This window comes from Holospora curviuscula (genome assembly GCF_002930195.1).
Classification (GTDB): Bacteria; Pseudomonadota; Alphaproteobacteria; order Holosporales; family Holosporaceae; genus Holospora; species Holospora curviuscula.
On sequence record NZ_PHHC01000141.1, the window covers coordinates 1 to 25,284 of the forward strand.

Consider the following 25,284-nt stretch of genomic DNA (forward strand, 5'->3'; position numbering starts at 1 on the left):
CCAAGAACCCACGAGTATTCTGTAAAAGGGCAGCGTTGTTAGGGAAAACAGGAGTTGGGGTGCCAAAAGTAGCACAAATGTGTAGAACAAATGTCTATAGCCGCTTGAATGGGCTCTACTTTAGGGACCATCGGATTGCTTACGGGTTCTGTAGAGGTATTGACTGGTTGGATAGAAGCAATATCCCAGAAAACCGTGATAGTGTCATGGATAATACTGCTTTCCATCAAGATAAAGTCATGGAGATAAACAGATAAGACGTGCTACATATTGTTCAATTGACACGCTATTCTCTATAACTATTCTATAGTTAAAATTACCGAACGTAGTGCGAAGTTGATTTATAAATATGAGTCTATTAATAAGGTACCAACCAAATTAAAAATTGAAATCAATACTACTCAGAATTTTCAGGTATTGCCTGTGCAATCTGAATGGTTTAATGGCTTTTCTGATATTATCACTGATGAAATTGATGAGCTTATGGCAACTAAGCTGAGTGCTCTATATCAGCGCCGAAAAGGTAGAGACTTATTTGACGTATGGTAGTAACCAAGCAAAAATTGATTGACCTAGAGAGAGTGTTTGAAATTTATTCAAAATATTGTGCTAACGACAACACCCATATTTGAGGAGAAGATTTTTTAAAGAATTTGGAATTGAAGAAGAATCACCCAGATTTCCAGTCCGATATGAGCTCATTATTACCCATAGAATTGAATTGGAGTTTTGAAAAATCTTATCAATTCGTTGTAAATAACGTCATTATCAGGCTGCCATAATGTAAAGAATTAAACTGTATAGCCAAATCTCAACAAGCCTCGTGTGCCTGAGCAATGAGAAGCTAAAACAGATTTTAGCAGATAGCAAGCCCGTGCATGGAAGGTATCGGTGGCAAGTTAGCTCTCATTTCTATTAAGAACACTTCCGTATGTGTTAAAAAATTACCGTTGACTGATCTTAAGCAACTGCCTCAGCATTTTATGTCTATAGCCAATATCTTTGATTCTCCACTTGGCGATCAATATGGTGTGGGCTCTTGCTGGCTTTGGGGCATGGAGTGAGCTAGCGACACATATCATGCCACTAACGGGGTGATCACAGGTGAATGTGCCAATTTCTCTATTATGTACCCCTGACTCCTGGCGCATTTTGCCAAGTAGCCCAGGCAATATTAACTATTGGGATGACATCGAAAAATATTGCCAACACTGGGAAAATTCCGCCGTCATTCGTCAACGCATAGAAAATCTGAATAAAGCATCTGCGCATATCGCTTTATTTCTTGAATATGTCCCACAAAATTTTGATGCGCACTTTAAAAATATACTCACAGACGCTAAGCGCATCTATTTAATCGATTTTGGACTCGCGTTATCATCAAGATTTGATCTATCCGAAAAGGAAAAAGAATTTTTAAAACAGCATCAGTCCTATGATCAAGCTTGCGCTGCTGTAAACCTGCTTCATTGTATTATCACATCACTTTTTGGTAAGGAGCATTGGGAAATTCGTCTGCATAAATATCTTGCCGGTGAACTTAGCAATGTTCCACCTGCAATTAATACGATTATCAATCGATACGCTCCCATTGCATTGCTCATGGATGAATTTTTTCAAAAGCTTCAGAAAGAAAGCAAATCAACCCCATACCCTGCAACACAACTAGAAAAATTATTGAGAGCAATCTCATCGGAGACAACATGACCACCATTATTGAAACAGAAAGGCTGATTTTAAGAACCTGGAAAAAAGAAGACACAGAGGCGTATTTTTAAATCAATCAAGATCTCAAAGTGATCAAGTTTTTACGTAGCCCATTAACCATGAAACAGGTGAACGATTTTATACTAGCGGTGAATAGTCATGGCGACAAACACGGTTACACTTTAGGGGCGGTCTGCTTGAAAGAAACCAGTGAGTTGATGAATTTTATCGGTCTTAATCATACCGATTGGGAATCGAATTTTACACCAGCAGTTGAAGTTAGTTAGCGCTTAGGATCGAAATATTGAGGCAAAAGCTTCTTTGGAATATGGGTTTAAACAGCGCGGCCTAAAAGAAATTGTTTCTTTTACCGTGCTTGCGAATGCTCGATCGTTAAGAGTTATGGAAAAGATTGGATTAAAACGTGATTTAAAGGCGACTTTGCACACCCTAAATTAGCTACCGATTATCCATTGTTACAACATATTTTATATCGCTTGAGAGCAGATGAGTATTTGCCAGAAGGAAAAAATGACTGCGAAATACTGTTTTACGGTTGGTAATGGAGGGCAAGAAAGCTTAAACATTTTGGAAAAAAAGTTTTAACGACAAAACACAATATTTCTTAAATAAACACGGCTTAAGAGCAGGGCTTTCTATATTAGATATTGGCTGCGGCTTGGGTTATACGCGTCAATACCTTGCTGAAATAGTTGGAGCCAATGGTCGTGTCACAGTAATCGATAACAGCGAAAATCAAATTAAGGCAGCAAAAATGCGTTGCTCTGAGCACTTGAAAAATAGAATTGATTGGGTTATTGCTAATATTTACGAACTTGAAAAATTAAACAAGACATTTGATATGGTGTATTGTCGATTTGTTTTACATCATATCCATAAACCAAGACTGGCATTGACTCAAATTTCTGCCAAACTTGATCAACCAAACTAATATGAAAGGCATCGACGCCTCCATCTATCAACCCATACTTATTGAGTCAGATGTAAGGCAATTATTGCTTCAAAATGAGTACATCGATGACGAACCCATTTATAATAGGTTTTTACACCGCTAATTTCACAGTAAACAGGAAAGTAAAATGAACAGCATAGAATATTCTATTGAAAACAACCCTTATATTTCTGATGATAAAGTCATCCGTAATGGGATAGTTGATTTTAATGCCAAGATCATAAAAGAAAAATCATCCCATTTCAGCCTATTTGCAAAAGATGGTGCTCAGATCATAGGTGGAGCTTTGATTTGGGAACACAGTGATGCGCTGTATATTGATGTACTCTGGTGCAATGAACAATACCGAAAATTAGGCATCGGGACCAAAATTATCACCATGATTAATGATGTGGCTAAGAACAAAAGATCGCCTAAAATATTTGTCGATACTTATGAATTTCAAGCACAAGATTTTTATGAAAAGCATGGTTTTTACTGCATAGGGACCACACCCAAATACCTGAAAGATTATGATCGCATTTTCATGAGGAAAGATATCTCATGAAAATATTTGAGCAAAACATCATTAACTTATACGGCGAAATAGGCAGACAGTGGTTAGATCATCTGCCGAATTACGTCGCACAACTAGCAAATACTTATGGACTGTCAAATTTAAAAGCAGTCAATAATTTAAGCTACAATTATGTGTTATCGGGGTTTCAAGAAGCGCAGCCAATTATTCTAAAGTTAGGATTGGATATTGATGGATTCAAACGTGAAGCCGCAGCTCTCATGGCATTTGAGGGATTTGGCGTTGTCCAAATATTTTCAGAAAATACAGGTTTGCTTCTACTTGAATGCGTAGTTCCAGGCATGTCATTAAAGTCCTATTTTCCTGAAAAGGATGATGAGGCAATTAATATCACTGCAAAGGTGATCAAAAGATTGCACAAAGCGCCCATGCCAAGCACCTATGCATTTCCTCACATCAAGGATTGGCTTACAACATTAGATGGCGACTTAAAAATTCCAGTGCAGACGTTGCAAAAAGCGAGAGAAATTCGCGACAAGCTTTTAAGAACAGCTATCCCAGATGTTTTCCTGCATGGCGATTTACATCACGATAATATTTTGCAAAATGGCGAAGGTTGGCTGGTGATTGATCCCAAAGGCGTGATTGGCGAACCAGCGTATGAAGTGGCAGCTTTTATCCGCAATCCAATCCCGGAATTACTGAATCACGCTGATGCGCCAAATATTATTCATAATCGCGTCACTCGATTTGCTGAGCTCCTTAAATTACCATTGCAGCGAATCCTTGATAGGTGTTTTGTGCAGACGGTAGTTGCATGGGTATGGGCAATAGAGGATGGGTGTGATACCAATTACTTCGAGCGGACAACTAGGATCTTAGTTGATATACAAAGATTAATATCACGATAAACAATAAATAATTATTGACATTCATTTCTTTTGTGGATATCCTGTATCAGAAGTAAGCTTTCAAAACTGAGGTATGAATGAACAGAATTCAAAAAATAAGTTCGTATTTGTTGTTAATGTTCGGCGTATTATTGATCGCCGTTCCTCTGCTCTCCATTATCCAATGGATCTTCATTAGCACAAAAATAAGTGATGTCTCAGGTGTGATCAATTTCTTTGGCACATTCGAGAAAACCATTCAAACACCAGAAGGATATGTCAACCTCAGCAACGTTTCTTGGACGCCTATGTTACAGCTATTGGGTTTTAGTGCTGACATAATAGGTCTTTTGCCTTTGTTAATCAGCTTATTTGTTCTGAGGGTGATTTTTAAAAACTATCAAAAAAGAGAGATTTTTAGTGTTAGAAATGCAATTTTGTACCAAAAATTGGGGGCTTTATTTTTGCTAGACGCACTCCTCATCAAATCATTAAGCCAAACCTTAATGGTCTTAGCTGTTACTTTCACAAGTCCTCCTGGACATAGGTATTTAACCATTTCATTTTGGCCCCCTCAGTTAACGTCTTTATTTTATGGCATTCTCGTGATCATAGTCTCTTGGGTGATGCTAGAGGCTAGTAAGCTTCATGATGAACAAAAATTTACAATATAGTTGGAGGTATAACCATGGGCATTATTGTGAACCTCGATGTGATGTTGGCGAAGCGAAAGATGAAGCTTCAAGATCTGGCTGAAGCTGTTGGTATTACTGTGCAAAATCTATCAATTTTAAAAACAGGCAAAGCAAAAGCCATACGATTTTCAACACTCGAAAGTATTTGCGAATGCTTAGAGTGTCAGCCAGGGGATATTCTAGAATTTAAAAAGGAAATGGTATGAAAATGATGAGTCGATTATTGCTGATGCTTTGCATCGGTTTTTCATCTTTTTCGGTTGCAGCGGCTGAGATTACCCCCATAAATATACGGATGCAGAAAGACAAAATGGCGGTCCAAAATATGACATACCCTCATCATCCCGCTTTACATTAAAAAGAATAGGCGCAGATTCCCACGATATTGTTTATTATTTCAGCAAACCTTCAAGAGATAAGTTCCCAATTGCTATTTTAGTGGGTGGTTCATCTTGAGAAGACGACATTACAAGCATCATTCATTTTCATCGTTACTTTTTAAAAGAATTTTTAGACTTGGGTGTTGGCATTATTACCCTTGAACAACAAGGCGTTGATGGTAATCAAATTAACGCAGGTGAGTTCATGGAACATTACACAAGGACTAATCGCTTGAGCGATCACCGAACAGTTATTGCACATCTCAAAAAGCATCCGCCCAAAGGATGGAATGGAAAACTGATTTTCCTTGGTGTTTCTGAGGGCGGCCCTATTGTGACAACGTTGACCACTGACTACTCATCAGATGCGCTTGCAACAATAAATTGGTCAGGTGCGGGAAATTGGTCTTGGCGCGATGAGCTTTGGATTTTTATGCAAGATATGATTCGAAATACGTCTTGGTATATCAAGTTAAGAGCTCAGCTTCCTTCATGGATGCCGTATTCACTTGATTTGTACTGTCCAAAATCACGAAAGGATCATGATCAAGCTATGGATGAAACAATTAAAAATCCAACTGCCCATCTTAAGCTTGCTGGAATGACCTATAAATATCATCACGATGCTTTAATCGTTTACCCAAAACCAGAATATGCAAAAATCAAAACCCCATATTTGGTTGTAGCTGGCGTGAAAGATTCCATTATCGATTCATCTGATGCTTTTGTTCGAAAAGCAAAAGAGGGAGGCGCACCTGGAACTTATATGCGCATAGCAGACATGGATCATTATGTTAGAAAAAAAGGGGATGTTCTAAAGAGTTCATTTGAATGGCTAAAGCAGCCGATTAGATCCATTATTTGAGGAGAAGCAATATCTCATTCCATATTTACTTGTAAAGGGTGCGCACATAAACCCTAGTTTTTTATAAAAATTGACAGATTCTTCATCGGTTTCTAATAATACTGTACTTGGTGTGTAATCTTTTATTAAGCTATGGATCAGAGATTTTCCGATTCCTTGGTTTCTAAATTCATCGACTACGCTGATGTGTTTAATGGTGGCTTGCATACCATTGAGTTCAAAACCAATAACAGCAATTAAAGTTTTAGATGAAAAAGCGCCAATCAAAAATTGATTCGGCTGCTGATAACTTTGTAAGACTTGCGCGATCTTTTCTGGTGTTGGCGAACCGATGCTACTGCTTATCACATAGCCAAGCGGCGGATATGCAGGATTTACAGCCTCAAATGTAAGATTATTTTCTGCATTCATAGACAACACTCTCATCATTTTCGTCTGGGGTGGCTGATTCATCAAAAGCCTTGATTGCGCGAACGTTAAATCCACAACTTTTTAGTATTTCGGTTAACTCAAGGGACCCGTAAATCCTGACTTTCAATTCTTCAATTTCTGTATAGATAATGCTGTTGTGGTAGGTGAGTTCGTATTTACCGATCGAATTGCAAACATTATCTTTCATAGTTTCTAATTGGCTTAGCATGATCATTTGACCATTCGGTTTGTGCCATACAGAACCACGCCATACATCAAGTGGTGGCACGGCTTTAAGTGTTTCATCTTCAAATAATAAAATGCCATCGTCGCTTAGGTGATCATAAAGTGTTTTAAGGCTGCGCATCACAGAAACGGGATCGATAATTAAACAGAAAGACCTGCTAGGAATAAAAATCAGATTATATTTTTCTGGCCGCTTTAAATCTTCAACAAAACTTTTCCATACCGTAGGTTCTAGATTTTTAGCCTTGGCTTTAGCACACAATGCTTCAAGCATATGATCACTTGCATCAAAGCCATGCACATTGAACCCCTCTTCAAGTAATGGAAGTAAAAATCGGCCTGTACCACACATCGGCTCTAAAATAGGGCCATGCGCTTTTATGGAATAGTCACGATAAAAAGCATATGAATCTTCTGGTGGATTAGGCTTGCTTAAATCGTAAACCTCCGTACAAAGACTGAGATAGGTGTCAAGCTGCTTCATGGATTCTCCTGTTAAATCTAATATCATCAAGTGCTCATCAAAAAATGTATCCCCAATTTTGAGTGCACGAGGCTCTGTGCCATATATTTTAAATCCCTGTTTTTGATAAACTGCCACAGCGCGAAGATTGCTTGTCACACAGGTTAAGTGCAGCTGGGTAACACGTGACTTTGCGTGATTGATAATGGTTTGAATTAAAGTGCTTGCGATACCTTGTCCTCTGCATTTAGGCCGAGTATACATGCCCCAAATTACACCACGATGCTTTGTCTTAGCTGAATTTAAACTATAAAAGCCAGCGCAAGAGATAAGTGAATTATCAACGAATACCCCAAATATATCACTCTTGGTTAAGCTATTTTGAAAATCTGAATTTATCCAATTGAGCTCTTCCTCACAGGAGGAGGCAAAACTTTCGGGCGAATTCTTTAACGCTTCTAATCTGAAGTTTTTCCAAATTTGCCAATCGTCTGCTCCTAATTGTTTTATCGTGAAATTATCCATTCATAACCTCATCAATAATTCTTCTCTGCCCATCAGCATCAGCCCTGTTCTTATCTGCTATCTGACACAACTCAAATGTTGCTTTCCACAATGCCCAGGCGCGGGCTCGGAGCCATGTATCTGGGTCCATATCCATTTCAGAAATAAAAATCTTACGTGCTTTGCCTTTCAAATAAGTCCAGGCAATGACAAGATCGCACGCTGGATCTCCAACGGCAGCACCGCCAAAGTCAATGACTGCTGATAGTTTTTCACCATCCATCAGTATATTGCCAATCGCAAAATCTCCATGAATCCATATGGGCGCCTTATTGCATCTCGTCGCACACGCCTGATCCCATAAAGCTAATGCTCGGGTTACGTCTATAATCTCAGCCAGCTCTGCGATCTGTTCTCGCGCTCCTTTATCGTAAACGCTGACATGATCACCACGCCACCAGTTGTGTTGACCCGGCTCAGGTCCTTCTACATCACTAATAGCCTGGAGTTCTTTTAAAAATTTTGCCAGATCAAAAGCAAGTTGTTCGAGTACTTCATTATCCAAAACAAGAAGATTGACGCTTCTGCCTGGGAGCCATTTGTAAATAGAGAATGGGTATGGGTAATCCTTTGATGGCTGTCCAACATTAATCGGAGCCGAGATGTTAATGCTCAACCGTTTTTCTAATTGCGGCAGTAGCTCTTGCTCTTTTGGAACTTTTAAAGCGTAATCTTCAGCTGTTGGCATACGAATGAGCATATGCTCGCCAAGCCTATAGGTGCGGTTATCATGCCCTTGTTTTTCAACATCAATGATAGGCAAACTAGCGTATTCTGGAAATTGCTCCGCTATGAGTTCGCGTGCAAGATCAAGCGTTGGCATAATCGATTTGTTGTTCATAGCTCTACCTCCATAACGGTTACAGGATGAGATTCAAATTCATCCATACATATTTGGCTCCATCCAAAGCGTTTTTAGTATTGAGGTATCGTTGGATCAAAAGAACACAGGTATAGCTTTTTGAAGCCATACTCTTTTGCTTATCTAACTGCGACATCAACTAGCATTTTTTTGATCCCCTATTTTTAATGTTTAGGGGCTACTACTACATCTGCAAGCCATGGCCCTAAATCGGGACGAAACTCTTCCTTAAGTTTAAATGTGCAAAATCCTACTGGAATTTCATCAAACAGCGCAACGAATGAAGTTGTTTTATTTGGGTGCCCCAGCTCATCATAGGTCAATGACTCTATCTCTTTAATCGTAAGCTCTGGAAACCAAATTCTACCTAAAACGTCGTGCCAAATGTGAGCGAGAGCTGGTATAGCGTCTGGATGATTTTTCAGCAGGTCAATTTTGATCATAAATCCACCTCCATAACCGTCACAGGATGGGATGTAAATTCATCCATACATATTTGGCTCCATCCAAGACGTTCGTAGTATTCTAGTATGGCAGGATCGAAAGCAAACAAGTACAGTTTTTTAAAACAAAGCTCTTTTACTTTTAGGAGAGTCATATCAATTAGCATACTGCCAATGCCTTGCTTTTGATATTTTGGATCAACCACAAGTGAACCAAGCCAAGGGATTATACCTGGACGAATACCATCATTTTTACGCAAAGAGCACATGCCAACCGGTAAATCACCATAATAATGCAACAAAAGTGATTGGTAAAGCTTGGTCATTCAAATGCTGTGCAAATCTTGTGATTACACGGTAGGCGGCCACATCAGGAACCCAGATTTTACCTAATACTTCATGCCAAATGTGTGCAAGTTCCGATATGGCGCTGGGATGGTTTTTAAGCAGTTCGATTTTGATCATGACGCTATCTCACTTATTAATTCTGGCATCAAAGTTTTTACTCTTAAAATTCTTGGCAATACTTGCATGACTTTTTCTATCCCAATATTTTTTTGCTCAAGTTCTCTTTGATTGATAGACCGATTAATATTGTAAACCATCCAGTTAATCCAATTTCCCATAACCCCATAAAATGCCGCTTCAACTGTTCGGTTTTCAATTAAACCTCCAGACTCTGAATAAGATTTAAGTATTTTATGGAACAAATCGATATTGAGATCAGTTGTAACGCCAGACCAATCTAAAGCAGCATTTACAATTTCATATGTGGGGTTTAGTTTACGGGCCGATTCCCAATCAATTAATAGAGGTTCCTTGTTCTCAGTTCACAAAACATTTTTTTGATCTAAGTCACCATGCCCAACGACTGTATGTTTTTTAAGAATTTCAATTGAACCCAAATAATTTTCATTAATTTCGAGAAGGGTAGATAAATGGGAATTTAAAATGTCAGCAAATGGAAGCCGCATTTGAGTTGACTGCTTGATTAAGTTTGTAATGTGTTTGTTATCATGAATCAAATTCAGGTTGATCGATACCTTCAATACAGAGATTTATTAAATGCATTTTTGCAAGTATTCTGGCAATGACTAATGCTTGACCTTCGTTCATTTCATCTTTATCTAAAGCTTTTGCGTTAACCCAAGGATACACAAGGTAGCCATATCCATCTGTAATTAAAAGATGTTTATCGGATTGCGAGAGAGCGCATGCCCCAGGGATATTTTGAGCTATAAAACTTGAAGCTATTTGCTCGCTCAATTCATAATTTTTAATGACTTGCTCATTTTGCAAATCAATATCTTTAGATAACTGCTTAATCGCATAGGAGCCTTTATCTGTATCAAGACGCCACATGATATGCAGCAAGCCACCGTGTACTCTTGTGGGCGCTTGAGTCGGTGTACCAAGATCAAAATGCTGGCTTATGTGCTTTAGATGCGTTTGATTCATATGATACTACCCACATACCATTCTGAAGCCACAGTTAACCCCATTTTTTTAAGAAAGTGACATTTCGGTCCATCATGGGAGCCGCAAACAATAAGGACTTGCGCAGCTCCCCTTAACTTTGCGATTGCTTTAATTTTTTGAACCAATTTAGATCCAATTGAATGCCACTCAGCTTCATTAGCGACACAAAAATCATCGATCATTAAGGTTAGCCCACCAGGATTATAAACTTCTGGCGCTGGCATCAACTTGCCGATAATAAAACCAACGATTTTTTGATGACAAGTAGCGGTAAGCATGATGTGGTCATTAGAGCCAAGTAACTCTTCAAACCATTTGGCCTGCGATAGTTCTGCAATATCGCCAGCATATTTCCAAAATTGGGGTTGCGCTTTTTCGTAAAGCCTGCGTTTTTGATACGACATCTCGACTATGCTTTCTATATCGTTAGCTTGAGAAAGTCGAATAGAAATATCATCTTTAGCATTGTTCACCCTATGATTAATATCAAAGGTAAACACATTCATTGCATAAGGATCAGGATTTTCAGCGTTTCTTAACTCATCCTCTGTTTTAAAAACCTCTGTATAATCACCATATGATGCCTCAGAGATAATTTTGCGCCAAAATTTTATGGCTTTTATATTTTCTGGCATTACAGCTATTGACCATTTTCCTGGATGTTCTTTGAATATTTCTCTAGCAACTATGCTTGCAATACCTTTTTCTTGAAATTTAGCAAGAACGAAAAACTCTCCCATATTCCAGTCGACAGGTTCAAGCAAATGCATTTTATCCAATAACACAAAGCCTGCTATTTCATCGGATACCTTTATTAAAAAAGCTTTCTCATCAGAATTTTCAAAATAATGTTTAAAATCTATGCATTCAAACAACCCGCTCTCAGGGCATTCCCAGTCCATATAGGCTGTTCTATCATACACATAGAAACGTGCCATATTTTGAATGGTGGGATAATTAGAAATCGTTGCTGGTAATAATCTAACATTAGGCACAAATCGTCTAATCAATAAATGATGGTGTTTATCCAGCACCGCTACAGTCTCCACCCGCTATAAAGTCAGCAATATGCTCAAAGCCTGCCTTCATGTAGACATGTTTTGCTCTAGGATTATCGCTAGCAGGGTCTATTATGAATGTATCTGCTTTAGAGTCGAAATCTCTTCTAAAAAAATCAAGAAATTCCGATAACGTTCTGGCGCCATAGCCTTTGCCAAAATAGTTTTTATCTCCAATCATGTAATCGATACCGTAAGTATGACCTGTCTTTGAAAGGTGATTTAATTTAATATCATCGATGTGGTCTTCAGCTGTTTCTTGTATCGTCATTAACATTGCGAATGGGTGGCCATTCCAGCTTGCTATCCAATAAAAATACTTGCCGTCACAATAATTCGAAGGTTCTTTTCTGAAATTAACAAAATTTAAAATATCGTCTTTATGGCCCTGCGTATTATCCCAAAACTCCTGAACAAAAGGCTCCAAAAGCCAACCAAAAATAATATCAACGTGACTTATCTTGGCTTTTTCAAAATTAATGCTCATGCCACTTGCTCCAAATATAATTTCATACCTTCATGGCTGGCTTCAAAGCCAAGTTTTTCATAAAAATGTTTTGCTTGTGGCCGCTTTTTATTTGTGGTGAGCTGGATGATAGAAACGTCATGTTCTTTGGCATAACTAATGGCGTGATCAAACATCCAGCTTCCTATTTTCTGGCCTCTATGTTTGCATGCAACCCTTACGGCTTCTATTTGCATACGGGTGCTGCCGATAAAAGTGAGTGATGGCATAATAGTGAGGTGGCAAGTCCCAATAATTTCATCTCCGTTTTCTACCACCATTAACTATTGGGTTGGATTAGAATCAATTTTATGAAAGGCTTTGATGTAGTTTTCGTGCACCGCAGCTGATTTTGATTCTCTGCTAGCCCCGAGTTCATCTTCTAAGAGGAGTTCAACCAGGCAGGGTAAATCAGCAATTCTTGATTTTCTGTGGGTGAGATTTATCATTCATTCCTCAAATAAATTTTTTGAACCATCCCATCCGTCAGGAATTTTTCAGTTGTTAAGTCAAACTTTGCAAAAATTAAACCTAGAGGTATGCAGGTTCCTAAAGTTTGAGGGACAATTGTAAAAATGATTTCATCAACCAAGCATTCTTGTGCAAAACTTTTAGAAAGCTCTGCACCGCCTAAGAGCCAGATATCTTTATCTGATTTTCTGTCTTTCAGGCTTGCCATAAATTCAAGTGGGCTATCATGCGTAATACTGATATAGGGTTTGTCAGTTTCAAATTGTTTAGAGGTGAAAACATAAGTGTGTTTATCTGGCCAACCCCATTCACCAAAACCTAAAATTTGTTTATAGCTTCGGCTTCCCATTAAAATTATATCGATACAGGACATTAAACTTTTATAACCGACGGCTTCTAATTCAGAGTCGTCCTTTGGGTGCGGGAGCCAATCCACGCCACCATTAGTATCTGCGATAAAGCCATCAAGCGAAGTTGCGATGTAGAGGATTATTTTGTTCATATCGTTACACCTTCTTGGCAATTGTTAGTATTCGCTCAGAACTTTCCTTTGAAAACGCTTCGCCATTTATGTTGGTTTGAGCTAATACAACAAACCCATTCTCCTTTAATAGACCTTGCAACTCAGCGCTACTGTAAACTTAAAGCGTGTTTTCATAACCTTTTGATACTTTTGTTGGGCTCTCATTTCCATCTTGATAACCATAGGTACTATAGGATACTAAAATGCCGTCATCAGAGATAGTGCTAAATTGGATTTCTCTGAATTTCTGACCATCGGTGGCAGCCATCCAATCTCCGGTTAATTTTGTGATGGTATTACCGGCTTTCAGGTAATCAAGGTTAAATGTCGAAAATATACAAACCATTCGGTTTCAAATTACGATTTATATTTTGGATGGTGAATTTAAAGTCTTCGCGAGTCAAATAGCCAATTGCATTAAATATGGTAATCGCGGCATCAAACTGGCCTGCATGAACAGTGCGGCAATCTCCTTGTAAAAATTTAATTTTCAACTGATTTAGTTTTGCTTTTTGTTTAGCAATTTTGAGCATGCTCCGGCTAATGTCGCTGCCTACGACTTCAAAGCCTTTGTCTTTCAGCCAAAAGACTTGAGAACCAGTACCGCAAGTAAGATCAAGAACGCTAGCAACCTGATGCTCTTTTAATATTTTCTCTAAAAGCGCGTTTATGGCTCTTGAATTATTTTCATTAAATTCATCATAGCACTCAGCCCCTGTGTTGTAATAAGAGGCTTTTGCACTTGTATGTTTAAGTGATTTCATATTCACCTCTGACTTAGTATTTTTATATGATTCATAATGGCCTCCCCTGCATCTTTGGGACTTAAATTGCTAACATTTAGCGCAAACAAATTAGGGTTAGCAATGGAGATAAGTGGCCCATTATCTTCGGCGTCAGATGGATCAATAGATTTCCACCTTTGCCTTCTTTCTGGTCGCGTCAGGCGCTTTAGATGCTCTTCTTTACTAATTTGAATTTGTACTGGAATAAACAATGCCCCTCGTGTTTGAGCCATTTGCTCTACTTGTCCGTAAAGCTTCCTATCTTCTTGAGTATCTGCCAAACAGTTTGTAAGCACATAACTATTCTGGGTGTGATGGGCCAGGAAATCCAAAACTTCATCCCTTATGCGAGGGATCGATCCCCAAGAAAAATCAGATATCTTGGCATATCCGTCATATTGCAATAACTCAAAAATAGGATTATTGATCAGCTGATTATCGCATACGATAAAACCATACTTTGCAGCTAATTCCTTGGCAATGGTGTATTTACCGACCCCGGGCTTGCCTGTTAAATAGATGATGGTTGTTGGTTGTGTCATATCATCACGCTCCTAAATACATCTGAAGCTGGCTTTTCCAGCCACTGAAGCACGAGTTCTCTTAAGGACTCAGCTCTAAAATCAATTTCAGATATTTGATGCAAGGGTACCCAAATTAATTCAATATGAGCTTCAAGTTGCGGTATTTTGTTTTCAATTTTCAAAGATTCCGATTCAGCTTCAAAAATAAAATTATATTCATGGTTGTGACAGATACTGCTATGACCAGGTTCGAAGCTGTATTCTAAACATCCTAAAAATCTCTTGATCTTGCAATGAGCTCCAGTTTCTTCCATTAACTCACGAAGGAGCGATGTTTCAACTGATTCTCCATGTTCAACATGCCCCCCTGGGAGAAAATAAAAACTGATTGGCAGGTCAAGTGTTCTGCAAAGCAAAATATGATCTTGATCTATTATCACGCCTCTGCTCAAAACATGAATGTTATTCTTACTCATGCGCCACCTCCATCGATTATGGTTCCTTGGTGATAGAGGACCTTCCAGTCACCATTTACTCTGCGCCAAAGTGTTGATCTTCTTGTGACTCTTGTTTTGTCTTGGATAAGAATGTACGTCAGCAAATAATTATCTGTTGCAATTTTGGCGAGCGCAAAGTGTTTTGCCTCCCAAATATCTTGATAATCTGGGTTGTTATACCGCTCGAGCAGAGTTTCTATAACGTCTTGTTTGGTGTAGACATTACCTGATGCACCAACCTCGCAAAACTCATCACACATTTGTTTTTCCAAACTTTTCAGCATGATGGAAGATTGGCTCTCTTGATCCAAGTTCCTCGAGGATTTTGTTCTCCTCTAGTACTTTCCAGTCTGCTGGTGCATCAGATCTAAAGCCATCCCAAAAAAAATCCTCCATGGGGTGCAAGTATTTTTGTAACCGCACTTTCAATGCCAGAAGCATCACCTGTTTGAACGAGGCTTTCAAATGCTTTAGTAAATTCTTCAGCAAGATCAGGATTGTCTGTTTTAAAAAGTCGCATCAATGATTTACCGCTGGCAGCCCACTTTTTCTGGGTCCTAAAATAAAACTGTATAAGTGGTTCAAACAAATGCACAGCAGAAATTATTTGCTCCTCTTTATTTTTGGGGGATTTAATATCATCCAAGATATCGGTGATGAAAAAACGTTCTTTGTCGATTTGAGCCTGAGTCCAGCTGTCCGGACCTTTCGCTAAAGCTTGCTCAGCAATGTTTTTGGCTTGTGAGCTAAATTCATTCGGCTCCAGAATTTCCTGACGCTTGTGAGCTAAATTCATTCGGCTCCAGAATTTCCTGACCTGTGAGAATCATATTAATGAGAGCTGGTTTACCATCACTTGCTTCAAGCTTGCCGCAGAAATACCCCAAGGTATCAAGATCATGAATAAAGGCATCAAATGGGCCAGCCGTCGTAAATAAAGGCTTCTCTATAAGCATTTGGCAATGATTCAAAAACAATAACAAGGTCAAGATCGGATGAATCAGTTCCCTGATTTGCAGCAACTGATCCTGCCCAGAATACCGTTTTAGCGTCCACGTAGCGTTCTTTAATAAGTTTTTGGATGGTTGCTAACGGGTCATTTCTTGAGGATAAATCCTTTATCATCCACATCTCTCCAGTATCTGCCCGTTCTGATACCTTCTTGAAGCCTGCTTTTTCGTAGCATTTAATGGCAAAAAGATTATTAATATCTGGATCGGCGAAAATATAAGAGTACTGATTGCCGTGTAATTTAAGGAATTGTACAATTGCTTTTGAGCCCAAACCTTGCTTCAGCACCTCTTCTTCGCCAATAAAAATGTCAAATGCACCAAGATTTGAAGGCAAGCCTAACAATGGCTTCCTCCTAGGAAAATCATACGCGTTACAAATCTGGATGTACCCAACAGGATTTTGGTCGCTATAGATAATGAAAGCTTGAATAGGTTTCTGTGCACTACCTTCAAGCTTATAGTCTTTGACATATGAGCTATATTTTTCTTTCATCAACTCCATTGTATAGGCCACATCCTGATCCCACCATTTTTTGACGTGCGACGTCTCCAGCCACTTTAGCAGTAGTAGAAAATGTAATTCATTGAGCGGTTCGAATGTGATGGTCATCATCTAGTCCTGCTTTCCTAATGATTGGAAGGCTTTTGGCGCAGAGGTATCGTCCACAAACTTCAGTATCAGGCGGGCCGCTTCAAAAGAAGAGATAGCAGTTGTATCCACCTTAAAATCATATTAAATTTAAAACGCCTTGATGCACTCTATCTATTTGATCATTTGAGAGACCAATGCAGCGATCACGCCTTAAAACTTCGCGTTCTTGCATAACTGCTAGATCACAAAAAACGCCGATGTAATAAACTGTGTGACTCTTTAACTGCTGAGCATACGCTTTTAAGGCCTCTTCATCAAATAGCACTTCGTCGATAATGAGGTTGTTTCCGCATGTAGCTAGCATTTCAGCAAATTGCGGCATAACGCTAAATAGCTTCACGCCTTCTGGCCCTGAATCGACATGCATTGTGGGGCCATGCTCATTTTGCCCTGGAATAAATTTCAAGTATGGTTCTTGTCTTCCGAAGGGGATCATATCAACGAATGTATCAACACCAAAAGTCAGCCAAAGATCTGGACTTTCGTGCTGGATAGCCTTTGCGATAAAAGTCTTTCCGCTAGAGCCACACCCGTTTAAGAAAATAATTTTACTCACGGCGAGCATCCGCTGTTTGTTGTTCTAAAATGCCGCGCAAATGCTCATCAAAGCCTTGTTTATTCTCTCCTAAACTCACAAAAAAGGATTCTTCGGCCGCAAGGAGATCTTTTGCTGCTCCTTGGATTTTAGCGCTACCTGCATCTGTTAATTCTGAAAATTTAGAACGTTCGTCACCTTCTTTTTGGGAACGCTTCAAAAGCCCTCTTTTTTCTAGGGCCCGCAACACCTGCGAGGTCATGGTCACATCAAAACTCAAAAACTTTGCGAGGTCATTTTGCGATACATCAGCCTTATCTTTCTTCAAAAACCCTAATGTCATCAAAAGCATAAACTGAACATGAGTAAGATCATGAGGTAAAAGCGTACTTTCAATCTTGCGCTTCCACGCAAAATAAGCAGAATAGAGCAAGAAGCCTGACACTTCGTTCATGTTGATCCAGTTCGTTTTTGATGACTTTTTCATTGTATGACTCTCCGATTAATTGCTTAGTGCATATTGTGAGTTGATCTTGACTCTGTGCTGATACATATAAGTGATCTCCTTTGAAACAATTATTTGTATCAAACATACTGTCTACGCACAGAATATATTTGCATAAAACAGCAAAGTGTGTCAAGATAAAGCTGCGTACAAGGGGCAAAAAAATAATTTTGGAATTGAGTAAAATGACGACACTTTTTGATTTACAGGGTAAAACAGCATTAATCACTGGGGCTTCTAGTGGTCTTGGGGAGCAATTTGCTCGCTGCCTATCCGGTGCAGGCGCACGCGTGATCTTGGCCGCTCGCCGCATTGATCAACTAAAAACCTTAGCTGCTGAGCTTAATAACGCTAGAGCTATCCAGATGGATGTATCAGACAAGGCATCTGTGACAAGTTGCTTTGCTGAGTTAGAGCAAGCTGGCGAGAAGATAGACATATGCGTTAATAGCGCTGGAATTGCGGTGCTTACTCCTATTTTTGCAGAAGACGATAACGATAGCTTTGAGTCGATTATTCAAACGAATCTGATGGGCGTGTGGTACGTCACAAAGGCAGTCGCAAATCACATGAAGAACCACAGCATTCATGGGTCTATTATTAATATTGCCAGCATTAATGGAGATGCCTTCCCTTATAAAGAAGCAACAGCTTACGCAACCTCTAAGGCCGCTGTGATTCATATGGCAAAATCTTTGGTGACTGAGTTATCAAGGCACCAAATCAGAATTAATTCTATAGCACCCGGTCTTTTTCATACCCCTATGACAGATCACAAATTGGGTACAGATCAACAACGACAAGAGTTTGCTGAGCAGATTCCTATGGGCTTCGTTGCAACACCAAAAGATTTGGATGGCGCTTTGTTGTTGCTCGCATCAAATGCGCATTCTTCCTATATAACAGGATCATGCATTACCGTTGATGGCGGGAAATCTTTTGGAACATCCTGGGGGGCATAATAATTTTATGCGCGTACTTAAATTCATCATCGCAAATATAGGGCCCTATAAAAAGTATGTGTTTGGCATCTTTTTAGCCATGTGCTTGATCACCGTGGATAATACCTTAAAGCCACTTTTAGTGAAGCTGTTTATTAATATTGTCTCGGGAGCTGAGCAGGGAAATCTATGGGTTGTATTCATATTCTATGCCTTACTTCAATTTATGTTGGTGAGTGTATGGACGATGAGTGACTATTGCATCACAAAATATACAGCTAAGTTTCGATTAAATGTGGCGGAACACTTTATGACAAAGCTATATGAATATCCGTACAGCTTTTTTCAAAATCAGCTTTCTGGCTCTTTGACTTCGAAAATAAATGATGCATTTCAATACTTGCCGCATCTGATCTTCACGATCATTAACCCGTTTATGTATTTCATTCTGTTAATACTCATCTCAATAGGTTTGCTCGCTTCGGTGGCGCCTGTTTTTGCCTTAAGTATGGGCGCTTGGGTTTTATTATTTTTTGTGATTACCTTATTTTCCATGAAGAAAAGCATACGGCTCAATAAAGAATATGCCGAGGAAAAATCTAAAATAATTGGCCTGGCCGCAGATTATCTTGGCAATATGATGAGCGTGAAGCTTTTTGCAGCCAGAACTTTTGAACAAGGACGATTTTTCAAACTACAAAAACCTTTTGTTGATATAGCTGAAAAAGGAGGTTTTTATCACACCTGGTTATATGGCTTTCTAGGGATTCTCACTTCGCTTTATGCACTTGCTTTCCTAAGTGCACTTATATTCGGTTATCAAAAAGGGATTGTGAGTCCTGGTGATTTTGCGCTGGTTATTATGACCAACTTCAACATCATTAATACCCTCTATCAACTCTCACATATGCTAAGGGATTTTATAGCTAATTGGGGTGCGGTTGATCAAGCAATAGCTTTGCTAGAAACAAGCGAAATTACGCATTCAGATAAGCCAAACGCCACGGCCTTAAATTGCAGACAAGGCAAAATAGCTTTTGATCAAGTCACATTCCATTACAAGGGCACTGAGCCTCTTTTTCAGAATAAATCTATCGAAATTAAAGCCGGTCAGAAAGTTGGCCTTGTAGGCTATTTCGGTGGCGGCAAGTCAACATTCGTCAATTTGATCCTGCGCCTTTATGATGTGACGGATGGCGCCATTTTGATTGATGGTCAGGATATTAGAGATGTAACTCAAGACTCGTTGCGAGAAAATATTGCTATAATTCCGCAAGATCCATCCTTGTTCCATAGAAGCTTGATGGAAAATATTCGTTACGGCCGAGCAGATAGCACCGATGAAGAAGTGATCGAAGCTACTAAAAAAGCTCATGCCCATGAGTTTATTTCCACGTTGCCACAAAGTTATGACTCACTCGTTGGCGAACGAGGCGTTAAACTTTCCGGTGGTCAGCGTCAATGCATCGCGATAGCTAGAGCTATCTTGAAGAACGCCCCAATCCTTATCCTTGATGAAGCAACGAGCCAACTTGATTCTGTTACTGAAAGCTTGATCCAAGAATCCCTATGGGAGTTGATGCAAAACAAAACCACAATCGTCATTGCCCATCGCTTATCAACACTCTTGCACATGGATCGCATCATCGTATTTGATCAAGGCGTAATTGTGGAAGATGGCACCCATGCCGAATTGCTTGCCAATAATGGGTTATACAGAAATCTGTGGGATGCTCAGGTTGGTGGATTTGTGAGTGACGATCAAATGGAGGATGAGGCACGAAAGCTTCAGTAAATATTCAATACACATCTACCCCTGCAAGTGAAGACATCGATTTTCTCACCCAGAGAATCAATCAAGAGACACCTGAATTTGGCGAAGCTCATCCGTTTGCTTTTTTTGCGCGATAAAATATAATCAAATCATAGCAGGCTGCAATGGGAGTTTGATTTTCGGCAGCATTTATACGGATCAATTGTGGGTACATCCAGGGTCTCGCAAGAAAGGTTTAGCACATCAATTGATGGAAGCGGTTCATGATTATGGCCGTAAGTCAGGATGTTCTATGGCAACTGTTGCCACAATGAGCTTTCAGGGAGCCAAAGCGTTCTATGAAAAATTGGGGTACATAGTAGATTTCGAGAGAACGGGCTATACGCACAGTTCTAGCTGCCATTTTATGAGGAAAGAGTTATGAATGAATTTGTACACATCATTGAAGGAACGCCATTATACGTCTGAGCTATATTATGCGAGTTATTGTTTGTAGGCATTAAGAGTATAAAAACGAGGGTTATTTATCTATCCAAGCTCTTTATCATTCCATTAATATTGCTGACCATTCAGTATAAAACGCTTCTTTCAGATGATGCTCTGGTATTTTGTCTCATAATTATGGGAGGCAGCATAGCAAGCTTCTTTATAAACACAGGAAATACATTAAAGGTTATAAAAAAAGAATGTTCAATTGAAGTGCCAGGGGGTTATGGAACGCTTATAGTATTGTTTTCCTTTTTTATTGTTAAATATTATTTTGGCTATTTAAAGTCGACAGATCCAGACTTGTTTCTTAAATACTCTATTATTGAAAGTGTAATAAGTGGATTATTTTCTGGCTATTTTATAGGACGGGCACTCACGTTTACGTATCAATATTTGAAGGTTGCAAAATGAAAAAGAGAATATTAACCGGCGATAGACCGACCGTCAAATTACATTTAGGTCATTATATTGGCTCTTTGCAGAATAGAGTAAAGTTACAGCATGAATTTGAGCAATACGTTATGATCGCTGATGTTCAAGCGCTTACTGATAACTTTGAAGACCCAGGAAAAATCACTGAAAATGTTTTTGAGGTAGCAAAGGATTACTTGAGCGTTGGTACTGATCCAGAAATTACAACAATTTTAATACAGGAGATAAGTTTATGGATTATGCAAAAATTTCAAAAGATACAATAGGCCATTTATATGCAGGATATAGAAGCTTGCATGATCCACCGTTAGCGGCTGAATTAAAAGCTTTAATAAAATTGAGTGTATCTCAAATCAATGGTTGTGATTATTGCTGTAATTTGCACCGAAATGAAGCGTTAAAGCTGGAAGTTAGCAAAGATAAAATTGAGAGCCTACCTGAGTTCACTATATCAAGCTTATTTTCTGACGCCGAAAAAGAGGCATTAAAATGGGCAGAATCTTTAACCAATCTTGATGGCAATAAAAAGGTTCAGCGCACAGAACTTTCAAAACATTTCAGCGAAAGAGAAATTGTCGATATTACGATCTGTATTTCTCTGATGCATACCTTCAACCGCTTGGCAATCAGTATGAGAGACGAGTAGATGAACAGTGCAAATTCATTAAAATTAATAACATTAAACATATGGGGTGGACATGTTGAAGAGCCCCTGTTTAATTTTGTAAAATCAAAACAAGATATTGATATTTTCTGCTTTCAAGAGGTGTATTGCAAAGCAAAAGCAAAAACTACCAATGAAACAAGATATGTTAATCTTGATACATTTTCCGAAATTCAGAGTTTATTGCCAAATCATACCGGATATTTTAGGCCTGTAGTACAAGGAATATATGGTATCGCTATGTTTGTCAAAAAGCATTTGCTTGTAATAGAAGAAGGGGAGCGCATTATCCATGCTAATGATAATTACATAGGTATTGGCCCAACTCACTCTAGAATATTGCAATATGCAAAAATTGAATATAGTCGTCAAAGATTCACCGTGATAAATGTGCATGGGCTGTGGAATGGCATGGGTAAAGGAGATAGCGCCCAGAGAATTGATCAATCGCTTAAAATAAAACATTTCTTAGATTCTATAAATGAACATAAGATCTTATGCGGAGATTTTAATTTAAAGCCAGATACAAAAAGTCTGGAAATTTTATCCCAAGGGATGGATGATCATATTAAAATAAATGTGGTTCAATCCACCAGAACTTCTTTTTATCCTGGTGCAGAAAGATTTGCAGATTATATCTATACCTCTAAAAACGTCGATGTTCAAAATTTTCAGGTTTTGCGAGAAGAAATATCTGATCATGCGGCATTGCAAATTGATTTTACAATTGCAGATGGGAATGAAATGGCCAAAATCAGGGAAGAATTATGAATCACTTATCAAAGCTCATAGCGCTCGAGCAAGATGCTCGCAAATTTGGGTTCGATTGGCCAGATCATTTTATGATATTAGATCAAATTATTGATGAATGTCGGGAAGTGCGTGAGAAGATTGATCAAGGCTCTAATAAAGAAAGACTGCAAGAAGAAATAGGTGACCTATTGCATAGTGTGATCTCTCTGTGCGTTTTCGCTGGATTTGATGTTGAGGAAACTATTAGCAAAACAAATGTTAAGTTTTCTAGACGGACGCAGTTATTAAAAGAATTAACAAAACAGAAAGGATTGGAGAATTGACAGGGACAGAGTATTGATTTGATGCTGAGCCTTTGGAGAGAGGTAAAGAAGATAGAGCATTTATATGATATTTCCACAAGAATATAGTATCGTTTCACTTGCTGCAGATCATATACTATCTATCTCTGAGGCTTTTAACCAAATTGGCTGGAATAAACCGGAATCGCTTTTTGAGGGATATTTGAATGAACAAGAGCTAGGCGCTCGGCTCGTTTGGGTGGCTCACTTCAAGGGCGAATTCGCAGGTTACATAACCTTAAAATGGCAATCACAATATCCGTCATTTAAAGCACAAAACATCCCGGAGATTATGGATTTAAACGTATCACCTTGTATGCGAAAAATAGGTGTTGGCTCTTTACTACTTGATCGTGCTGAAAAAGAAGCGCTAACTAAAAGTCAAAGTGTTGGCATCGGTGTTGGCCTATATGCAGGCGCAGATGGTGAATATAGACCAGCCCAAAGACTTTATGTAAAGTGCGGATATATCCCTGACGGCAAAGGCGTTACATACAATTACCAACCAGCAATACCTGTCAATAGCTATCCGCTTGATGATGACTTGGTGCTGTGGTTTACGAAGAAATTGAGGTGAGAGGGGTTATGAACAAACGAATAAAAAAATTTTTTTCATATTACAAGCCTTATATGAGGTTATTTTATGCTGATATGGCTTGCGCTGCTATTGTTTCGATCATTACGCTGGCACTGCCATTATGCTTCAGATATATCACTAAAAATTTACTAGAAGTTGAGACTCCAAATGCTCTGAATGATATTTATTTCATGGGCGGACTAATGCTTACTCTACTTGCGATTTACACAATATGTGAAGCATTTGTGAGTTATAAGGGGCATATAATGGGCGCTTTGATGGAAGGTGATATGCGTAATGAATTATTTGAGCATTATCAAAAGCTTTCTTTCAATTTTTATGATGAGCATAGAACTGGCGAATTAATGACTAGAATCTCAAATGATTCTTTTGATATTTCAGAATTGTACCACCATGGCCCCGAGGATATTGTTATACCTGTGCTAAATTTTATTGGCGCATTTATTATTCTGCTCTGTATTAACATTAAATTAGCATTAGTTGCACTGAGTTTTCTTCCAATTATGGGGGTATACGGATATTACTTTAGCAATAAAATGCATGCTGCCTTAAGAAAAAGTAGAGACAAGATTGGCAATATTAACGTCCAAGTAGAGGACTCTCTTTCTGGTATTAGGGTTGTTAAATCATTTACTAATGAAGAAATTGAAAAGAATAAATTTTCATTCGCAAACCAAGCATTTATAAACAGTAGAAAAGATGGATATAAGAGTGAGGCTTATTTTTATAGCGGCCTGGAAACATTCACGCATCTTATGATGATTGTTGTTGTTATATTCGGTGCTGCCAGCATTGTAAAGAAAACTTTAGATTTGGCTGATTTACTAACATTTCTACTTTATATTGGCATACTGATCGAATCAATAAAAAGGCTTGGCAATTTTATCCGGTTGTATCAAGAAGGGCTAACTGGCTTTGAAAGATTTATGGAAATTTTAGAGGTGGAGCCTGATATAAAAGATAGCCCTAATGCTAGAGAGTTAACGAATGTTCAGGGAAATATAGAGTTTAAAAATGTAAGCTTCAAATATAAGGAAGATTACAATCATGTATTGAATAATTTATCTCTTAACATTCAATCTGGTAAATATATTGCTTTAGTTGGGCCTTCAGGCGTCCGAAAAACAACTTTATGTTTCTTGATTCCTAGATTTTATGAAGCTAACAATGGTGAAATTTTAATAGAAGGTCATGACATTAAGCATATTACGAAACGATCATTAAGAAAAAATATAGGCATTGTACAACAAGATACTTATCTGTTTGCAGGGACAGTGCTAGAAAACATTCGCTATGGTAGGCCAAACGCAAGTAATGAAGAAATCATTGAAACCGCAAAACAAGCAAATGCGCATGATTTTATTATGGCGCTACATAATGGATACGACACAGATATCGGACAAAGGGGAGTCAAGTTGTCAGGAGGACAGAAGCAAAGATTAAGTATCGCACGTGTTTTCTTAAAAAATCCACCTATCATTATTTTTGATGAAGCAACCAGTTCTCTGGATAATGAAAGTGAAAAAGCTGTACAAAATGCATTGGAAAAATTAGCGACTAACCGTACAACCATTGTTATTGCGCATCGTTTGTCAACAGTAAGGCATGCACAAAGGATTTTAGTCTTACTTGATAGTGGAATTGTTGAGCAAGGCACTCATGCTGATTTAATAGCTCTGGGTGGAGCCTATTCTAATTTATACAATATGCAACTTAGCATGTAATTTGA

The 25,284-nt window shown here is 38.6% G+C and carries 41 protein-coding genes and 4 pseudogenes; 23 read left to right on the plus strand and 22 right to left on the minus strand.

Annotated features, from left to right (window positions below):
* Positions 1-108: 108 nt before the first annotated feature.
* The 13 genes and pseudogenes from HCUR_RS08860 (at position 109) to HCUR_RS07060 (ending at position 6,027) form a co-directional block, all read left to right on the plus strand.
* Positions 109-249: a hypothetical protein gene (locus HCUR_RS08860; RefSeq protein ID WP_165780854.1), complete on the plus strand. Its 141-nt coding sequence runs from the start codon at positions 109-111 to the stop codon at positions 247-249.
* A gap of 87 nt (positions 250-336) precedes the next feature.
* On the plus strand, positions 337-549 hold the full coding sequence (locus HCUR_RS07015; protein ID WP_165780855.1) for a nucleotidyl transferase AbiEii/AbiGii toxin family protein: 213 nt from the start codon (positions 337-339) through the stop codon (positions 547-549).
* A 329-nt stretch (positions 550-878) separates the two neighbouring features.
* Entirely contained in the window at positions 879-1,064 is a 186-nt protein-coding gene (locus HCUR_RS07020) for a hypothetical protein (RefSeq protein ID WP_104207371.1), read from the plus strand.
* Positions 1,065-1,104: 40 nt separating this feature from the next.
* Positions 1,105-1,707 (plus strand): hypothetical protein, encoded by a 603-nt coding sequence (locus tag HCUR_RS07025; RefSeq protein ID WP_129591974.1) that lies wholly within the window; start codon positions 1,105-1,107, stop codon positions 1,705-1,707.
* Positions 1,708-1,826: 119 nt separating this feature from the next.
* On the plus strand, positions 1,827-1,994 hold the full coding sequence (locus HCUR_RS09315; protein WP_207760977.1) for a hypothetical protein: 168 nt from the start codon (positions 1,827-1,829) through the stop codon (positions 1,992-1,994).
* 34 nt (positions 1,995-2,028) lie between these two features.
* A complete protein-coding gene (locus HCUR_RS10335) occupies positions 2,029-2,166 on the plus strand; it encodes a GNAT family N-acetyltransferase (RefSeq protein WP_423751900.1) in 138 nt (45 codons plus the stop codon).
* 157 nt (positions 2,167-2,323) lie between these two features.
* Positions 2,324-2,659, plus strand: a pseudogene (locus tag HCUR_RS07035) (class I SAM-dependent methyltransferase); the annotation flags it as partial.
* A 148-nt stretch (positions 2,660-2,807) separates the two neighbouring features.
* On the plus strand, positions 2,808-3,227 hold the full coding sequence (locus HCUR_RS07040) for a GNAT family N-acetyltransferase (RefSeq protein WP_104207374.1): 420 nt from the start codon (positions 2,808-2,810) through the stop codon (positions 3,225-3,227).
* Complete coding sequence (locus HCUR_RS07045; RefSeq protein WP_104207375.1) at positions 3,224-4,108, plus strand: aminoglycoside phosphotransferase family protein; 885 nt, start codon at positions 3,224-3,226, stop codon at positions 4,106-4,108. Before HCUR_RS07040 ends, HCUR_RS07045 begins: the two co-directional genes overlap by 4 nt.
* A 77-nt stretch (positions 4,109-4,185) precedes the next feature.
* Positions 4,186-4,761, plus strand: a complete 576-nt coding sequence (locus HCUR_RS07050) for a DUF2975 domain-containing protein (RefSeq protein ID WP_104207376.1) — start codon at positions 4,186-4,188, stop codon at positions 4,759-4,761.
* Positions 4,762-4,775: 14 nt separating this feature from the next.
* Positions 4,776-4,988 carry a helix-turn-helix domain-containing protein gene (locus HCUR_RS07055; RefSeq protein WP_104207377.1) on the plus strand — a complete coding sequence of 71 codons (213 nt, stop codon included), beginning with the start codon at positions 4,776-4,778 and terminating at the stop codon, positions 4,986-4,988.
* Complete coding sequence (locus HCUR_RS09925; protein WP_165780856.1) at positions 4,985-5,140, plus strand: hypothetical protein; 156 nt, start codon at positions 4,985-4,987, stop codon at positions 5,138-5,140. Before HCUR_RS07055 ends, HCUR_RS09925 begins: the two co-directional genes overlap by 4 nt.
* A 119-nt stretch (positions 5,141-5,259) precedes the next feature.
* Positions 5,260-6,027 (plus strand): alpha/beta hydrolase family protein, encoded by a 768-nt coding sequence (locus HCUR_RS07060; RefSeq protein WP_279337813.1) that lies wholly within the window; start codon positions 5,260-5,262, stop codon positions 6,025-6,027.
* On the opposite strand, the gene HCUR_RS07065 is transcribed toward HCUR_RS07060, so the two are convergent.
* From HCUR_RS07065 to HCUR_RS07155, 22 genes and pseudogenes are all read right to left on the minus strand, one after another.
* Positions 5,998-6,438, minus strand: coding sequence for a GNAT family N-acetyltransferase (locus HCUR_RS07065; protein ID WP_165780858.1), 441 nt, complete (start codon positions 6,436-6,438; stop codon positions 5,998-6,000). The genes HCUR_RS07060 and HCUR_RS07065 overlap by 30 nt on opposite strands.
* On the minus strand, positions 6,422-7,168 hold the full coding sequence (locus tag HCUR_RS10340; RefSeq protein WP_423751901.1) for a class I SAM-dependent methyltransferase: 747 nt from the start codon (positions 7,166-7,168) through the stop codon (positions 6,422-6,424). The genes HCUR_RS07065 and HCUR_RS10340 overlap by 17 nt, the downstream gene beginning before the upstream one ends.
* 39 nt (positions 7,169-7,207) lie before the next feature.
* Positions 7,208-7,672, minus strand: a pseudogene (locus tag HCUR_RS10345) (GNAT family N-acetyltransferase); the annotation flags it as partial.
* Positions 7,665-8,552, minus strand: a complete 888-nt coding sequence (locus HCUR_RS07075) for an aminoglycoside phosphotransferase family protein (protein ID WP_104207381.1) — start codon at positions 8,550-8,552, stop codon at positions 7,665-7,667. The pseudogene HCUR_RS10345 and the gene HCUR_RS07075, both read right to left, overlap by 8 nt.
* A 185-nt stretch (positions 8,553-8,737) precedes the next feature.
* Positions 8,738-9,016 (minus strand): hypothetical protein, encoded by a 279-nt coding sequence (locus HCUR_RS09320; protein ID WP_207760978.1) that lies wholly within the window; start codon positions 9,014-9,016, stop codon positions 8,738-8,740.
* Positions 9,013-9,481: pseudogene (locus HCUR_RS10350) on the minus strand (GNAT family N-acetyltransferase). The gene HCUR_RS09320 and the pseudogene HCUR_RS10350 overlap by 4 nt, the downstream one beginning before the upstream one ends.
* Positions 9,478-9,726, minus strand: coding sequence for a hypothetical protein (locus HCUR_RS09325; RefSeq protein ID WP_207760979.1), 249 nt, complete (start codon positions 9,724-9,726; stop codon positions 9,478-9,480). The pseudogene HCUR_RS10350 and the gene HCUR_RS09325 overlap by 4 nt, the downstream one beginning before the upstream one ends.
* A gap of 304 nt (positions 9,727-10,030) precedes the next feature.
* Positions 10,031-10,474 (minus strand): protein kinase family protein, encoded by a 444-nt coding sequence (locus HCUR_RS09330; protein WP_207760980.1) that lies wholly within the window; start codon positions 10,472-10,474, stop codon positions 10,031-10,033.
* Entirely contained in the window at positions 10,471-11,544 is a 1,074-nt protein-coding gene (locus HCUR_RS07095; protein WP_207760981.1) for a GNAT family N-acetyltransferase, read from the minus strand. The genes HCUR_RS09330 and HCUR_RS07095 overlap by 4 nt, the downstream gene beginning before the upstream one ends.
* Positions 11,519-12,040: a GNAT family N-acetyltransferase gene (locus HCUR_RS07100; protein WP_104207382.1), complete on the minus strand. Its 522-nt coding sequence runs from the start codon at positions 12,038-12,040 to the stop codon at positions 11,519-11,521. The genes HCUR_RS07095 and HCUR_RS07100 overlap by 26 nt, the downstream gene beginning before the upstream one ends.
* Positions 12,037-12,339: a GNAT family N-acetyltransferase gene (locus tag HCUR_RS07105; RefSeq protein ID WP_104207383.1), complete on the minus strand. Its 303-nt coding sequence runs from the start codon at positions 12,337-12,339 to the stop codon at positions 12,037-12,039. The genes HCUR_RS07100 and HCUR_RS07105 overlap by 4 nt, the downstream gene beginning before the upstream one ends.
* Before the next feature lie 3 nt (positions 12,340-12,342).
* Entirely contained in the window at positions 12,343-12,507 is a 165-nt protein-coding gene (locus HCUR_RS08870; RefSeq protein ID WP_165780859.1) for a hypothetical protein, read from the minus strand.
* Positions 12,504-13,031 carry a dihydrofolate reductase family protein gene (locus HCUR_RS07110; protein WP_104207384.1) on the minus strand — a complete coding sequence of 176 codons (528 nt, stop codon included), beginning with the start codon at positions 13,029-13,031 and terminating at the stop codon, positions 12,504-12,506. The genes HCUR_RS08870 and HCUR_RS07110 overlap by 4 nt, the downstream gene beginning before the upstream one ends.
* A gap of 139 nt (positions 13,032-13,170) precedes the next feature.
* Entirely contained in the window at positions 13,171-13,398 is a 228-nt protein-coding gene (locus HCUR_RS07115) for a hypothetical protein (RefSeq protein WP_104207385.1), read from the minus strand.
* Positions 13,373-13,816: a class I SAM-dependent methyltransferase gene (locus HCUR_RS07120; protein WP_104207386.1), complete on the minus strand. Its 444-nt coding sequence runs from the start codon at positions 13,814-13,816 to the stop codon at positions 13,373-13,375. Before HCUR_RS07120 ends, HCUR_RS07115 begins: the two co-directional genes overlap by 26 nt.
* A 2-nt stretch (positions 13,817-13,818) precedes the next feature.
* Positions 13,819-14,379, minus strand: a complete 561-nt coding sequence (locus HCUR_RS07125) for a P-loop nucleotide/nucleoside kinase family protein (RefSeq protein ID WP_104207387.1) — start codon at positions 14,377-14,379, stop codon at positions 13,819-13,821.
* The gene (locus HCUR_RS07130) at positions 14,376-14,837 is read right to left on the minus strand and encodes an NUDIX domain-containing protein (RefSeq protein ID WP_104207388.1); all 462 of its coding nucleotides are present in this window, start codon (positions 14,835-14,837) and stop codon (positions 14,376-14,378) included. Before HCUR_RS07130 ends, HCUR_RS07125 begins: the two co-directional genes overlap by 4 nt.
* A complete protein-coding gene (locus HCUR_RS07135; protein WP_207760982.1) occupies positions 14,834-15,169 on the minus strand; it encodes a nuclear transport factor 2 family protein in 336 nt (111 codons plus the stop codon). The genes HCUR_RS07130 and HCUR_RS07135 overlap by 4 nt, the downstream gene beginning before the upstream one ends.
* Positions 15,170-15,225: 56 nt before the next feature.
* Complete coding sequence (locus HCUR_RS07140) at positions 15,226-15,654, minus strand: hypothetical protein (RefSeq protein WP_104207389.1); 429 nt, start codon at positions 15,652-15,654, stop codon at positions 15,226-15,228.
* Positions 15,655-15,770: 116 nt separating this feature from the next.
* On the minus strand, positions 15,771-16,484 hold the full coding sequence (locus HCUR_RS07145) for a GNAT family N-acetyltransferase (RefSeq protein WP_207760983.1): 714 nt from the start codon (positions 16,482-16,484) through the stop codon (positions 15,771-15,773).
* A 115-nt stretch (positions 16,485-16,599) separates the two neighbouring features.
* Positions 16,600-17,088, minus strand: a complete 489-nt coding sequence (locus tag HCUR_RS07150) for a phosphotransferase-like protein (RefSeq protein WP_104207390.1) — start codon at positions 17,086-17,088, stop codon at positions 16,600-16,602.
* Positions 17,072-17,545, minus strand: coding sequence for a MarR family winged helix-turn-helix transcriptional regulator (locus HCUR_RS07155; protein ID WP_104207391.1), 474 nt, complete (start codon positions 17,543-17,545; stop codon positions 17,072-17,074). The genes HCUR_RS07150 and HCUR_RS07155 overlap by 17 nt, the downstream gene beginning before the upstream one ends.
* A 203-nt stretch (positions 17,546-17,748) precedes the next feature.
* Between HCUR_RS07155 and HCUR_RS07160 the strand changes: the two genes are divergently transcribed.
* The 10 genes and pseudogenes from HCUR_RS07160 to HCUR_RS07205 all read left to right on the plus strand — a co-directional run bounded on the left by HCUR_RS07160 (position 17,749) and on the right by HCUR_RS07205 (position 25,279).
* Positions 17,749-18,525, plus strand: a complete 777-nt coding sequence (locus HCUR_RS07160) for an SDR family NAD(P)-dependent oxidoreductase (RefSeq protein WP_104207392.1) — start codon at positions 17,749-17,751, stop codon at positions 18,523-18,525.
* A 7-nt stretch (positions 18,526-18,532) separates the two neighbouring features.
* Positions 18,533-20,299 carry an ABC transporter ATP-binding protein gene (locus HCUR_RS07165; RefSeq protein WP_104207393.1) on the plus strand — a complete coding sequence of 589 codons (1,767 nt, stop codon included), beginning with the start codon at positions 18,533-18,535 and terminating at the stop codon, positions 20,297-20,299.
* A gap of 151 nt (positions 20,300-20,450) precedes the next feature.
* Positions 20,451-20,702, plus strand: a complete 252-nt coding sequence (locus HCUR_RS07170; protein WP_243397315.1) for a GNAT family N-acetyltransferase — start codon at positions 20,451-20,453, stop codon at positions 20,700-20,702.
* Positions 20,703-20,899: 197 nt separating this feature from the next.
* A complete protein-coding gene (locus HCUR_RS07175; RefSeq protein ID WP_129591975.1) occupies positions 20,900-21,178 on the plus strand; it encodes a hypothetical protein in 279 nt (92 codons plus the stop codon).
* Positions 21,175-21,420, plus strand: a pseudogene (locus tag HCUR_RS07180) (tryptophan--tRNA ligase); the annotation flags it as partial. The gene HCUR_RS07175 and the pseudogene HCUR_RS07180, both read left to right, overlap by 4 nt.
* 11 nt (positions 21,421-21,431) lie before the next feature.
* Positions 21,432-21,845, plus strand: coding sequence for a carboxymuconolactone decarboxylase family protein (locus HCUR_RS07185; protein WP_104207395.1), 414 nt, complete (start codon positions 21,432-21,434; stop codon positions 21,843-21,845).
* The gene (locus HCUR_RS07190) at positions 21,846-22,634 is read left to right on the plus strand and encodes an endonuclease/exonuclease/phosphatase family protein (RefSeq protein WP_104207396.1); all 789 of its coding nucleotides are present in this window, start codon (positions 21,846-21,848) and stop codon (positions 22,632-22,634) included.
* Positions 22,631-22,939 carry a MazG nucleotide pyrophosphohydrolase domain-containing protein gene (locus HCUR_RS07195; RefSeq protein ID WP_104207397.1) on the plus strand — a complete coding sequence of 103 codons (309 nt, stop codon included), beginning with the start codon at positions 22,631-22,633 and terminating at the stop codon, positions 22,937-22,939. Before HCUR_RS07190 ends, HCUR_RS07195 begins: the two co-directional genes overlap by 4 nt.
* A gap of 64 nt (positions 22,940-23,003) precedes the next feature.
* On the plus strand, positions 23,004-23,534 hold the full coding sequence (locus HCUR_RS07200; protein ID WP_104207398.1) for a GNAT family N-acetyltransferase: 531 nt from the start codon (positions 23,004-23,006) through the stop codon (positions 23,532-23,534).
* 8 nt (positions 23,535-23,542) lie between these two features.
* The gene (locus HCUR_RS07205) at positions 23,543-25,279 is read left to right on the plus strand and encodes an ABC transporter ATP-binding protein (RefSeq protein ID WP_104207415.1); all 1,737 of its coding nucleotides are present in this window, start codon (positions 23,543-23,545) and stop codon (positions 25,277-25,279) included.
* Positions 25,280-25,284: the final 5 nt, after the last annotated feature.